Genomic DNA, 14,248 nt, shown 5'->3' on the forward strand with positions numbered 1-14,248 from the left:
CGGACCTTGGAGATCTAAATACTCGGACTTCTTAATATAGTTGATAATTAACGGGGATTTTGTTATACTTTATTGGTAAATGAGTAAGGCTGGGGAACCCTGCCGTAAATAAAACATAGTGGGTGAAGCGGGGATAAATGGATAAGGATTTTATAATAAACCTGCGGGAACCGGATGCGGATGTCCATACATGAAGCAGAGCAGACGCGGTCTTGCCCCGGGGAAAAGAGGACGGCGGTATGAGGAAGCAGGATACACTTTTAATTGTGGATGACGAGGAGGTCAATCGCGCCATCCTCCGTGCACAGTTTAATCAGGAATATAATTTTATAGAAGCCGAGAATGGTGAGCAGGCCATGATGCTGATCCGGCAGTATCGGGATTCACTGGCGGCAGTGCTGTTGGATCTTGTCCTGCCGATCAAGGACGGTTATGAAGTCATGGTGGAGATGACTCAAAGCGGTCTCATGACCCGCATTCCGGTTATCGTTATCACCTCAGATGAGTCCACAGAGAACGAGGTTCGGGCCTTTGATCTGGGTGCGGCGGATATCATTATCAAACCGTTTGAACCCCATGTGGTTCGCCGCCGGGTACAGAATACAGTAGAGCTGAACCGCCACAAGCTGCATTTGGAAGAGATGGTGGAGGAGCAGGCCGTTAAGCTGCGGGAGTCGCGCGACGTCATCATGGACACGCTTTCCTCGGTCATCGAACACCGCAGCGCTGAGACCGGCCAGCATGTCCTGCGCATCCGTATGTTCACCAGGATACTGTTGGAGGAGGTCATGCGAAGCTGCCCGGAATACGATCTAAACGAACGCGCTATCGGTATCATTGCGGAAGCAGCTGCCCTCCATGACGTCGGCAAAATCTCCATTCCGGATACTATTCTCAATAAGCCGGGCAAGCTCACGGCGGAAGAGTTTGAGATAATGAAATCCCATTCGGTGAAGGGCTGTGAGATTCTGGAGAGGCTTGAGCGTATGGGGGATCAGGAATACCTGACCTACGCCTACAATATCTGCCGCTATCATCATGAACGGTGGGACGGCAGGGGATATCCGGACGGGCTCATAGGCGATAACATCCCCGTCTATGCCCAGGCGGTCGGTATCGCCGACTGCTACGACGCATTAACCACTGACCGGATCTATCGCAAGGCGCTTCCTGCCCAAATAGCGGCCACGATGATCCTGAATGGCGAATGCGGGCAGTTCTCCCCCCAACTGCTGGAGTGTTTCAAAAATGTGGGGGAACAATTCTCTTCTCTGGCCCTCAGCTACTCGGACGGTCAGCCATTGCAGGAGATTTCCGGCCTGATTCCACGGTCTGATCATCTAATGGAGCGGGCTCTTCCACCAGAACCGGAAGCGGGACATACCAAGTATTTTTCCCTTCTGCGCTACCTTGATTGTACCGTGATGGAGGTAGATCTGAATCTGGGTGCTTACCACCTGATTTATCAGCAGAACGAGGATTTCCAGGAGCTTCGCTCCAGCGAAGTGTTTGAGGAAGCGTTCCGCATTTTTGTGGAAAACTGTGTCCACCCGGAAGACCGCTCAGCCGTTCTGGAAATTCTGAGCAGCTACATAGACGACTTCTTTGGCCGGGGTTTGATGAAAAACACCCGGACCTATCGGGTGCTGCACCGGGCAACCGGTGAGTACGTCCGGTATGAGGCCACCGCTCTGCGGGTCAATGTCGACAGCCCCAAGGATCATAAGCTGCTCATTATCTGGAAACTATTGGAGCCGGGCACCGGGAATAACGCTGCATGGACAGAAAAGACCGGTGCTCCGACCATACAAAATCTGCCTGTGGGAATCCAGCAATGTCTCGGCGATCAGTGGTTTACAATAACTTATGTCAATTCCGGGTTCATCACCTTGTTCGGCTACAATGAGCAGGAGCTTAAAAGCCGCTTCCGGAATCACTTCTTCGAGATGATCCACCCGGAGGACCAGCAGGCGGTGCGCCATAAATTTCTCGAACAGGTCAGCGCCTCCGGCTCCCAGGAACTGGAATACCGGGTTATCTCCAAACAGGGACAGGTAGTCTGGGTATTGGATAAATGCCGCATGTTTTCCGGTGAGGACGGTCGGGAATATCTCAACTGCGTGCTCACTGACATCACCCAGGTTAAGCAGGCCCAAGAGGCGCTACGCCTGAGTATGGAGCGCTACCAGATCATCCTCAACCAGACCAATGACATCATCTTTGAGTGGAACATCCGCCAAGATAAGATTACTTACTCCCCCAACTGGGAAAAGCGCTTCGGATATGTGCCGCTTGATTCAAGTGCGCAGGTACGGACAATCTCTCATATCCTACCGGAGGATCTGCCGCATCTGAAAAAATTAATGGAAGATGCCTCTTCCGGCGTCTCCTATGCGGAGGCAGAAATACGGATTGCCAATGCTGACGGAAAGTACCTGTGGTGCCGCATACGGGCGACCTCGCAGTTTGATGAGGCCGGACAGCCGTTAAAGACAGTCGGCGTTATCGTGGATATCGATGCGGAAAAGCGCCGGACACAAGTCCTCGTCAACAAAGCGGAGCGGGACGCCCTGACACAGCTCTTTAACAAAGCGACCGCAAATGAAAGAATCCGGCAAATGCTGGAGGAAAAGACCAAGACGGATCAGTTTGCCCTATTTCTGATCGATCTGGATAACTTTAAACAAATAAATGACACCCGCGGCCACATGTTTGGAGACGCGGTGCTGACCGAGGCGGCTTTGCGTCTCAAAACCCTGTTTCGGGCAGATGACATCATTTCCAGGTTTGGCGGAGATGAATTCTTAATTTTCTTTCACCACACCGCCACGGATGCCTTCCTGCGTAAAAAAGCGGCACAAATACTGGAAACATTTCACTCCATGTATGTGGACGAACTAAAGGATTGTCCGCTGACTGTCAGCATCGGTATCAGCCGCTGCCCGGAGGACGGAGATGATTTCCAAACGCTTTTCCAGCAATGCGATCAAGCGTTGTACGAGGCGAAACAGCTGGGAAAAGACCAGATTGTCCTGTATGATGCAGTCACCATGAAGAAGATTTTTGGGCTTAGTGTACGGCAGATAGCCGCCGGTACCCGCATCGAATCGGATGATACTATCAAACTTGACGTGGACAGTCTCGTGCCGCTGGTGTTCCGCAAGCTCTATGAATCCAGGGATATTGAGTCGGCAGTCAACTCAATTTTAGAAATGGCGGGACGCAAATACAACGTAAGCCGGGTCTATATCTTTGAGGACTCGGAGGATGGACTTTGGTGTAAGAATACCTTTGAGTGGTGCAATGTGGGAATCGAGCCGTGCATCGATCATCTGCAGTATGTGGATTATACCGAAATGGGCGGTGATTACCGGGAGAATTTCAACGAGAACGGTATCTTTTTCTGTCAGGACGTTTCAAGCCTTCCGAGGGAACAATATGAGATTCTGGTGTCCCAGGGTGTTCGGTCGCTGCTGCAGTGCGCGCTGCGGGATAAAGGGAAATTTGTCGGTTTTGTCGGTTTCGACGACTGCAATTTGCTGCGCGCGTGGACCCAGGATCAGATCGACGCGCTGACCTTCATCTCGGAGCTGCTTGCCACGTTCCTGCTAAAGAAACGGGCCCAGGATAGGATGGTCTCCACAGCCCGGGATCTGAGAATGCTTCTGGACAACCAGAACTCCTGGATTTATGTCATCGACCCAGATACCTTTGTTCTGAAATATATCAATGCCCAAACCCTGCGTATTGTACCGGAAGCCCGGACCGGCATGCGCTGCTATGAAGCGTTTTTACATCGGGACGTCCCTTGTGAGCGGTGTCCGGCCAGCGAAATCAGACGTGTTGTCAGCCAGTCGCTGGAGATATATAATCCGGTTCTTAATCTCTGGCTGATCGCGGATGGATCACTTGTCCGCTGGGGGGAACAGGATGCCTGCCTGCTGGCGTGCCATGATATTTCAAAATATAAGAGTACGTAAGAAAACGCGCCTGGAAAAGGATCATGTTCCATAACTTGCCTTGGGGGGGAGGAGAGTCGATTGAAAATACATAAGAATGCCGGCAGCAATGATAAAAGACAGAGCTGGAACCCGGTACTGATTGTGGCAGTTCTGTTGCTGGTAGCTGTCATCTGTACAGCAATCGCTTTGTTTTACCGCTCTTTGGAGCGGGAAATTTATACAGAGCGTGTCGCCTACCTGAAAGAAATTTCCGAACAGATTGTGGTTACCACCGATTCGGTGTCCTCCGCCCAATATGATATTGCTGAATTTTTTGCCAACCATCTGCAGGAGGAGCCTCTGACGACAGAAGAATCGCTGGCAGCCTTTATCAAACAGGAAGAAAATATGTATGCCCAGGACGGACTTTCCCTGCTGGCCTTTGACGAACAGGGAAATTATTACAATGCGGCAGGAGATCATTCCCGCTGGCTGGGAAGTATCGTGCGGATCGACCAGACATCTGCGGTACGTCAGGTGGAGATCACCACATTGCCAACCGCCACCACCCAAACCGACGAGATGGTCTTTGTACATCGGATGGAGAAGCCGCTGACCCTGCAGGTGGCCGATGTAACCGTAACCCATGTGGCGGTGGTGCGGGATATGGCCGTATTCAATAAGGCATTTCAGATTACGAGCTTTTCGGGTCAGGGAGAAAACTATATCATCAGCCGTGAAGGCACCAAAATCTACCGTGAGCAGACGCCCAGCCAGCTGATCGGGGATGTCTACAATGTGCTTAAACCGCTGGAGAAGCTGACCTTCCAATACGACGGTTCGTATGAAAAACTCCGTCGGACCGTCGCCGAAGGCGAAAGCAGCAGCATGGAGTTTTGCAGCGAAGAAGGAAAATACTACTATGTCACCACTTCGCCCATGACGGACAACGGCTGGTCTATGCTGTCGATCCTCCCCTCGGCTGTGGTCAGTATGCGGATGCAGGACTTTATGAGAAAGACTCTCTTCGGTATGGGGAGTATCGCGCTGGTCATTGTTATGGTGGTTTCCTTTGCTGTCATTCTGGTAGTACGCTTTCAGTCGGGCCAAAAGCTGCTAAGGCAGCAGGCCGCGGCCAATGAAGCTCTGCGTGCGGCAGCTGAGGCCGCGGAGGAGGCCAGCCGCGCAAAAACGGTATTTCTTTCACACATGTCTCATGATATTCGTACCCCGATCAACGGCATAATGGGCATGACTGATATCGCTGCCCGCAGTATGACGGACCCGGTACGATTGGCGGACTGTCTGGGGAAGATCACCTCGGCTTCGCGTCATCTGCTCAGTCTGGTCAACGACGTACTGGATATGTCCCGCATCGAAAGCGGCAAAATACAGCTGGAGGATAAGCCTTTTTATCTGGACAGCCTGCTGGACGGCTGCTACAGTGTGGTGGCAGGACAAGCGTTGGAGAAGAAGCTTGACCTGCAGACCGATTTTTCCGGGACAGCTAAGGTAATCTTACGGGGGGACGAGCTTCATCTGCGCCAGATTCTCATCAACATTCTTGGCAATGCGGTCAAGTTCACGCCCGAGGGCGGAAAAGTGGTATTTACAGCCCGGAACAAGGTCTCTGCGGACGGGCGGGAAGCCGATCTTGCCGTCATCATACGCGACAACGGCATTGGTATAAGCGAGGAATTCCAAAAGAAGATCTTTGAGCCGTTTGTCCAGGCCGGGGAGATCAGCCGGAGCAATTATCAGGGCACCGGACTCGGAATGTCCATTGTAAAACAACTGCTCGATCTGATGGGTGGAACCATTGAGATAGAGAGCGCGCCCGGAAAAGGCAGTGCGTTTACGGTGAGGCTGCGGCTGCCGGTGGAGGACATCCCCCTGCAGGAGCAAAATGCCGTTGATAAAGTCAGTCTTATAGGCATGCATGCGCTGCTGGTGGAGGACAACGAACTGAACATGGAGATCGCCCGGTTTATGCTGGAGGACATAGGCATTCAGGTTACGCCCGCATGGAATGGGAAGGAAGCGCTTGATACCTTTGTACGGCAGCCGGAAGGGAGCTTTGACGTCATTCTGATGGATGTCATGATGCCGGTCATGGACGGCCTGGAGGCTGCCCGCCGTATCCGCCTCAGCGGCAAAAAAGACGCGTCATGGGTTCCCATCGTAGCCATGACGGCCAACGCCTTTGAGGAGGATCGGAAGGCTGCTCTGGAGGCAGGGATGAACCGGCATCTGACGAAGCCCATTGAACGGGATGCGCTGATCCGCACGCTGAGCGGGCTGCGCATTGAGAAGGCAAAATGTTAAACATATGCAGCCAGAGAAAACGAATCCGGTAATATTTGAAAAGGAGTGAGATTATGATGAAAATAATGCGTTCCTTTGCTCCCATTGCATTGGCGCTTGCCCTGAGTGTCGGCCTTTTAGCAGGCTGTGGTGCAGCGAAGAAGCCGGAAAACGGCAGGCATGAGCCGCTTACTATTATGATGGGGAGTATACAGTCCGCCCCCTTCCTGGCATTGATGCATGAAAAATACCCGGAAGTACAGCTGGATATTGTCAGCTATACCGGCAGCAATACCTCGGGTTATTACCAATATCTGCTGGAAAACGGAGAGGTCACGGATATAATGCCCATGAATGTATTCAGTCTGCAGGAAGCGCAGCAGGAGTTTTTGCTGGACCTGTCGGGCTGCAGCTTTCTAAGCAACTACAAAACCGCCGATATCAATCAGGTCACACTGGACGGCAGTGTTTATGCGGTTCCCATGAGCGCCAGCATCATCGGCCTTTATTACAACAAAACCTTGTTCACGGAGCACGGATGGGAAGTTCCGCAAAACTTTCAGGAACTCAAAGCGCTGACGGGCAAAATCAAAGAAGCGGGGCTTGATCCGGTGTCCGCCCAGTTTGAGTTATCGGGTAACGGTTTTTTCGATTTATTCACTATGGCTAAGACCAACTACCTGTCCACGCCGAAAGGGCTGCAGTGGGAACAGGATTTTAAGGCCGGAAATGCTGCCGCCGCAGAAGGCCTTTATGAGGCTATGACTCTGATCCAGGAGCTGATCGACTGCGGGTTTTTGGATGCGGCTGACACCGGGCGGAGCTATGAAGAAGGGATGCAGCGGTTTTACAGCAGGGAAGCGGCGATGCTCCTAAATGCCGGAGTTATTCCTCGTTTCACGCAGAACGAGGACGGCACCGGCGACCAATATGGGATCATGCCGTTTTATGGCGGAGAGGATGATAACTCCGTATTGATCTCAGCGCCTCTGTGTTACTATGGCCTGTCGAAAACGCTGGAGGAACCGGGCAATGAGCAGAAGCTGGAAGATGCGCTGAAGGTCATGGAAGTGCTGTCCACCGAGGAAGGGCAAAAATCCCTGATCAGGAAACCGGATAATTATATCACCCCTCTGAAAAATGAAATAATTCCGGAAAACTCTCCATTCCATGAGGTGAGCGACACTATCCGCAGCGGTCATACCTCCAATCTGGCCTATGCCGGCTATGAACATCTTCTCATAGGGGTGGGTGATAAGGTGCGCGACTGGGTAGCTGGAAAATGCACCGGTGAGGATGTACTGGCCCTGATAGATCAGATGCAGGCAGAATTCCTCAGCGGTACGCTGCCTGTGATAACCACAGCCACGCGGGACTTCACCATGGAAGAAACCGCTCAGCTCCAGGCGGAGGCGTTTCGGCAGGCGGCTGGAACAGAGATCGGTCTGGTTTCCCTGGGCGGATACCACGACGGTTATGAGAATTATTCCGGTGTTTGCGGAAAACTGTTTGCGGGAGGAGTCTCCCAGGATCAGATAAACGCTGTTGTGCCTGGTTTATATAATGATCCCATCTGTGTCTTGGAACTCCTGGGCGCTGACATCAAGGGGCTGTTGGAAGCAGGCTTTGTCACAGCAGAAGGGGTGGACGGGTTCCCATATATCCCTGCAGGTATTATTGTGACGAAGGATACGAACGGTAAGGTGAAACAAATCATCATGGAGGACGGATCTTCTTTTGATGAGGCGGCAGCCTATACCGTGGCGGTGGACCTCGGAGGCTTTACGGAAGAGATTGGCCGTGTGGGCTCAGTGAAAGAAACAGAATTAGTGGTGGTGGATGTGGTGAAAGACTATATGAGTGCGCATTCCCCGCTGTCCCCGCTGGAGTCCAGTATAAAGTAAGATAGGTATACGGCTGGAGTATTTTTGCGTGGCCTTTGCCCCTGGAGTCCGTGATAGCAGGTTATACTATTGCAGTCTGATTATCAAAGGGTATTTGTAAAAAAGGAACAGAGTTAAGATAAATCTGTTCCTTTTTTGGAGCTCGGACAGCAATATTTTTTTCAAATAAATCTATTAATCATATTTTAAGGATAACCGTTGGTGAATGACGTTATTGTTTTTCAGACGGAATAAAAGTATAATAGTGAATAGTGTTAGGGGTCAGGAGAGGGATGGGCGTGTATGAAAAATAAACGGGGAAAAGCCAAATATATCGCGCTTGCTCTTGGAAATATTGCGATAGCGGCGTTCATACTGATTCTTTGTGTCGGCTACGCTTCCAATGTACGAAGGGATAAGGAGGCGGCAGCACGGGAATCCTTTACCGCAGCCGTGGAATCCACTGCTCAGTTATCGTATGGATATATGAGCAGCCAGCAAAATGAGTGCGACAGCTGGGCAGTCTATCTGGAAAACCATGGGTATACCATGGAAGAGGCCATTGAATATCTGAAGGAAGTCAATATAAACAGCCAGGTTTCCGTACATATCTTATATTATGACACATTATCCGGTTTATCTGTGAGTTCAAATAACGAGGAAAGCAAAGTCGACTATTCCCATGTGACAGAATCATTTACTTATATTCTTCCGAAAATGGTTAACGGAAGCAGAGGAGAAGGAACCATTTACATTTCGTCCGCATATAGGAATCCATTGAATGGGGTCAAGAGCGTAGGTTTTTGCAGCTTGCTGACGATAAAGGACGAAAACGGCCAAAATGCGAAGGCGATACTTGTGAAGTCGATTCCGGTCGAAATGCTGCACGCCCAGTGGCTTTTCCCCGGTGCCTATCGTGAGGCGGAGGTTTCTCTGATCGATATAAACGGGCAGTATATCATTTCGTCTGATTCAATGGGCGGGGAGACCTTTTGGACCTTTATCAAGCATAATAACGATCTGTCCTATGTCGATATAGGCGAATACCAGAGCGCTTTTCAGAAAGAAGACCACTGTCTGGCGGAACTGTCGGATCAGGCCGGAGAAGATGCCTATTATGTCAGTTCCAAGATAGAGAACACGCCGAATTGTACTTTTGTAGGTTATATCCAGGCCGGGAAGCTGGTTGATATGGGATTCGACTGGCACATGTTTTTATACGCAGCTGTCGGTTTCCTTCTCCTCCTGCTGCTGGATGGCTGTTATATCCTGTCCATTAACAGACAGCTCAGGAAGAGCATAGAGGATACACGAAATGCCAATATGGCGAAAACCAGGTTCCTTTCCTCCATGTCACATGATATCCGCACGCCGATGAATGCGATCATTGGGATGACTGCAATTGCCGCGAATCATATAGGGGACCGCGTTCAGGTGCAGGACTGCCTGAACAAGATTAAATTGTCCAGCAGCCATCTGCTTACACTGATCAACGACGTATTGGATATTTCCCAAGTCGAAGCGGGAAAGATGGCATTGCACCCGGTTCGGTTTTCCCTTTCCGAATGCTGTATCAACCTTGTGAATATTATCAGGCCGCAAACCAGGGAAAAGGGGCTGGAATTTGAAGTGTCTCTGCATCATATAAAATATGAATATCTGTATGCGGATGAGCTTCGGATGAATCAGATATTTATCAATCTTCTATCCAACGCTGTAAAGTACACGAATCCGGGGGGGAAAATTGCCGTAGACCTTGCGGAGACATTTATGCCGCAGGACAGCAGTAAAGTGATTCTCACCTATATCGTAAAGGATACCGGGATCGGTATGTCCGGGGAATTTATGAGAGATATGTATCAAAATTTCCATCGTGCAGTGGATCCCCGGATAGATAAAGTACAGGGCTCCGGCCTCGGACTGGCGATTACCAGGCAGATGGTTGATCTGATGAACGGAACGATCGAATGTGAGAGTGAACTTGGAAGAGGAACGAAATTTACTGTGACTCTGACGCTTCCGGTTGCAGAAAAGAACACGGATGAATTAGTGCTGCCGCCGCTTCAGGTATTACTCGCAGGCGGGGATGAACGGTTCCTGGAGACAGCGGAGGAAATACTGGTCTCCATGGGGGCATCTGTTGACAGGGCCTGCAATGGGGCTGCGGCAATAGAAATGGCGGCGGCAAAACATGAGGCAGGAGAGGATTATCCCGTTGTGATCGCGGATCTCAAGATGCCGGATCTGGATGGGTTCCAGACTGCGCGGGAGATCCGGGCCAGGGCCGGGGCTGAAGTCCCCGTTATTTTGATCAGCACGTATGAGAGTGCCGGAATAGAAGACGCCGCTAAGGCGGCAGGAGTCAATGGCTTTCTCCTTAAGCCGGTGTTCCGGTCTGTTATCTATGATAAGCTAAATGAGTTCCTGCATTTTTCCGAAGCGCCAATCGAGGCGGAGGAGAACGGCGCGGAGGGACTGCAGGGGTTACATCTCCTGGTTGCGGAGGACAATGATTTAAATTGGGAGATTATTGAAGAACTGCTGAAAATCCATGAAATAGATGCAACCAGAGCGGTGAATGGAAAGGTGTGCGTAGATCTTTTGAACCGCGCAAAAGCAGGGACCTATGACGCCATTCTGATGGATATCCAGATGCCTGTTATGAATGGCCAGGAAGCGTCTATGGCTATTCGGGCGTTACAGGATGAAGAGAAACGAGAGATTCCTATAATCGCCATGACTGCGGACGCTTTCGCTGAGGATATCCGGGCTTGCCTGGAAGCCGGAATGAACGGCCATGCTGCGAAACCGATTGATCTGAAAAAGCTTTTTGGGGAACTGAGAAAATCAGGGCTTTCCAGAAAAAAAGAGGGTAGATCTGATGAAAATTAAAAGAGCATTAACGATTCTGCTGGTATTCGTGATGGCGGTCAGCCTGCTTCCCGGCTGCGGCGGACGCTCAAAGGAAAGCGGCGGGGATGAGGATGTGCTGTACCATGCATATTATTCAGAACCATATGTGTCATTAGATCCGAGTACAGAACAGTCCAACGGAGTTAAAATTCTCTATAATGTATATGAAACCCTGACATACTACAATGATCAGTCGGGAGAAGTCGAACCAAAACTTGCCACCAGATGGACGGCCAATGAGGATGGTACGGAATGGGTATTCGAACTAAGAGACGATGTCTGTTTTCATGACGGAGAAAAAATGAATGCGGAAGCGGTCAAAAAATCGATAGACCGGACGATCGCGCTTGGTAAGGGCGCATCCTACATCTGGGACAGCGTGGATTCGATCGAAGTGACCGGGGAATATGAAGTGACCTTTCATCTGAGCTACAGCGCGGTGATCCCGCTCATCGCATCCGCAAGCTATGGCGCTTATATCATGAGCCCTAATGTGATTACCCGAGATACGGAATGGTTTAACGAAGGGAATGACGGGGGAAGCGGGCCGTATACCATTGCGACGGTTTCGGCGAGGGCGGTTACCATGTCCGCTTATGAAGGCTACCGCGGCGGTTGGAAAGATAACCAGTATTCGTATATTTATATCCAGGAGGTTTCTGATTCAGGCACCCGCCGTAAGCTTCTGGAGGACGGGGAAGCTCAGCTCTCTTCTGATTTTTCAACGGAGGATCTGGAAGCATTGGGCAAAGAAGAGGGAATTACCATTTTGCCTGCGAATACTTTTACGAATATTATTCTGATGTTAAATACGAAGAGCGAGCCTTGTTCGAATACAGATTTCCGAAAAGCTTTGGCATATGCTTTCCCCTATGAAGAAACGGTCCGGGATATTTTAAACGGAAACGGCACACGGCCCCACGGTATGATACCTGCCGGCCTTTGGGGGCACAGCGATGATTTGATGCAGTATAGCTGTGACCTGAAGAAAGCAGCGGAGTATCTTGAAAAATCCGGCTTGAGCAATGTTACGGTGACGGTTTCCTACATGGGAAGTGATGTTACATATGGCAAAATGCTGCAGTTATATAAAGAAAATCTTGCACAGATCGGTGTGTCCCTAAAGCTTCTCAGTATGGACTGGGATGCGCAGAAGGCTCTTGCCGCGAGCCCCAATCCGGATGACTGCCAGGACATCATGCTGATGAAATGGTGGCCGGATTATGCCGATCCCGCCGGCTGGTTCTCCGCGCTGCTTATGGATGCTAAGGATTCTATCGGCTATAATTTCTGCTATCTGGATGACGATGTATTTGGCGCCCGGAATGAAGAAGCGGTCAGACTGACCGCAGCTGATCAGGACGCGGCGGAAAGGCTGTATATTCAGATGCAGGAAGAAATCCTTGACAAATGCTATATGATTTTTGCCTATGACTCGATGCAGCATTATGCGGTAAGCGATACCATCCGTGGGGTGTATGAGAATCCGGCTTACCAGACCTGTATGAATTACTATGGTATTACAAAGAACGAAAATTAGGCACAACTGTTTTCATGTTTTGTAGTATTTAAAAACGGTATTACGTATGGTATAATAACTTTGTTGAAGTTTTTCGGCTTATGTTATTATCAGAAAAGCTAATTGTCAAAGCCTTCGCATCGAAAAACACTTTACTCTCTTGGGACCGGAACGATGGGCTTATTATAGGAAATATAGAAAAAATCATCTTTGAACATGTGATTAAAGACGTAGTTCGGCTGATAAAGCAACGATACGACTCGCTTGGCAGACAGGTAACCGGGATGCCGATAATATAAACCTTTCACAAACCATACTGGAAGATCATTTGCGGTTATTTTTGTACGATACCGTCCATGAGAAAATAGATAATTATGTTGTTGGGCGGTTGAAAGGTGGCTATTGTTCCGATTCCTTTTCTCTTCTGTATATAGGTTTGGCTTAATCCTCTTGTTCATAAATCCTCCGCGTTGATACTACTATAGAAAACAATCAGCCTTGCTGCTTACAAAGTATAGCACCTTTTACTAATGTTGAAAATATGCGATTAGACATTCGTGCTAATCCCGTTCGCCATATTAGTACGAGAGTCTGGTGTTAAACGCATTACGCTTGCACACATCGGAACAAAAGAGACGGCGGATACATTACTTTTGTTGATATTATTCCGGTGATGCGGTATACTACAGGCAATAAAAACTGAACGTTAGGCGGTGGCTTGTGTTGGAATATATGAAAGTAACGCAGGCAGCGGAACATTGGGGTATTTCAGACCGCCGTGTCCGCACTTTATGTAGGCAAGGAAAAATTGAAGGCGTGATCCAGGAGGGACGTTCCTACTTGATCCCTATTGACGCGGTAAAACCGGCAGACGGCCGTAAACTGCGCCATAAGATCGTTTCTGAGCAATACAGGGTGTTATTTTCAAAAATTGATGCCTTGAAGGAGCAATTGAATCAGCGGTGCCCCCTGACGACTGGTGAATTGCAGCGGCTACGAGACGAGTTTCTGGTTGAATATACCTACAATTCCAACGCTATTGAGGGGAACACCCTCACTTTGCGGGAAACCGCCCTTGTCCTGGAAGGGATTACTATTGATCGGAAGCCCTTAAAAGACCATCTGGAGGCTGTAGGACATAAAGATGCATTCTTGTATGTACAGGAGCTGGTCAAGGACAAAACACCTTTCTCTGAGGCGGTTATCAAACAAATTCACACGTTGGTGTTGATGGATCGGCCGGAAGACCGGGGAATTTACAGGCGAATCCCGGTGCGCATCATGGGTGCTTACCATACACCGTCAGAGCCGGTGCTTATCCCCGAACTGATGGAAAAGCTCGTAAAGGAATTTAAGAATACAAAGATGCATCCCATTGAGAGCGCCGCTTTGTTCCATCTACAATTTGAAGGGATCCACCCGTTTGTAGACGGCAACGGGCGAACCGGGAGGCTGATTTTGAATCTGCATCTCATGCAGAACGGCTACCCACCCATCTATGTGAAGTTTGCGGATCGCAAACGATATTACGAGGCGTTTGATGCCTATTATCAGGATGGGGACGCTGGGGTCATGGTAAAAATGATCGCGGAGTATGTTGAGGAGAGGTTAGAACAATATCCTCGTGCAAAATAGAGGAACTTATGTTTAGCCGGATACTTGTAGATGCTTTATAGAATACGGTATTA

At 49.8% G+C, this 14,248-nt stretch carries 6 protein-coding genes; all 6 read left to right on the forward strand.

Annotated features, from left to right (window positions below):
- The first annotated feature begins 239 nt into the window (after positions 1 to 239).
- Entirely contained in the window at positions 240 to 3,980 is a 3,741-nt protein-coding gene (locus ABC831_RS09580) for a diguanylate cyclase (protein ID WP_343247922.1), read from the forward strand.
- Between the two features lie 60 nt (positions 3,981 to 4,040).
- Positions 4,041 to 6,266: an ATP-binding protein gene (locus ABC831_RS09585; RefSeq protein ID WP_343247923.1), complete on the forward strand. Its 2,226-nt coding sequence runs from the start codon at positions 4,041 to 4,043 to the stop codon at positions 6,264 to 6,266.
- A gap of 53 nt (positions 6,267 to 6,319) precedes the next feature.
- Entirely contained in the window at positions 6,320 to 8,149 is a 1,830-nt protein-coding gene (locus ABC831_RS09590; RefSeq protein WP_343247924.1) for an extracellular solute-binding protein, read from the forward strand.
- A 282-nt stretch (positions 8,150 to 8,431) separates the two neighbouring features.
- The gene (locus ABC831_RS09595) at positions 8,432 to 11,020 is read left to right on the forward strand and encodes a hybrid sensor histidine kinase/response regulator (RefSeq protein WP_343247925.1); all 2,589 of its coding nucleotides are present in this window, start codon (positions 8,432 to 8,434) and stop codon (positions 11,018 to 11,020) included.
- Positions 11,010 to 12,581: an ABC transporter substrate-binding protein gene (locus tag ABC831_RS09600; RefSeq protein WP_343247926.1), complete on the forward strand. Its 1,572-nt coding sequence runs from the start codon at positions 11,010 to 11,012 to the stop codon at positions 12,579 to 12,581. The genes ABC831_RS09595 and ABC831_RS09600 overlap by 11 nt, the downstream gene beginning before the upstream one ends.
- Before the next feature lie 711 nt (positions 12,582 to 13,292).
- Entirely contained in the window at positions 13,293 to 14,195 is a 903-nt protein-coding gene (locus ABC831_RS09605; RefSeq protein WP_343247927.1) for a Fic family protein, read from the forward strand.
- The last annotated feature ends 53 nt before the right edge of the window (positions 14,196 to 14,248 follow it).

Source organism: Diplocloster hominis, assembly GCF_032380655.1.
Taxonomy (GTDB): Bacteria; Bacillota; Clostridia; order Lachnospirales; family Lachnospiraceae; genus Diplocloster; species Diplocloster hominis.

What these genes read in the sequence shown, in the direction of transcription:
- ABC831_RS09595 (WP_343247925.1), top strand. Translation starts at nt 8,432, where the DNA reads ATGAAAAATAAACGGGGAAAAGCCAAATATATCGCGCTTGCTCTTGGA.
- ABC831_RS09605 (WP_343247927.1), top strand. Translation starts at nt 13,293, where the DNA reads ATGAAAGTAACGCAGGCAGCGGAACATTGGGGTATTTCAGACCGCCGT.
- ABC831_RS09590 (WP_343247924.1), top strand. Translation starts at nt 6,320, where the DNA reads ATGATGAAAATAATGCGTTCCTTTGCTCCCATTGCATTGGCGCTTGCC.
- ABC831_RS09580 (WP_343247922.1), top strand. Translation starts at nt 240, where the DNA reads ATGAGGAAGCAGGATACACTTTTAATTGTGGATGACGAGGAGGTCAAT.
- ABC831_RS09600 (WP_343247926.1), top strand. Translation starts at nt 11,010, where the DNA reads ATGAAAATTAAAAGAGCATTAACGATTCTGCTGGTATTCGTGATGGCG.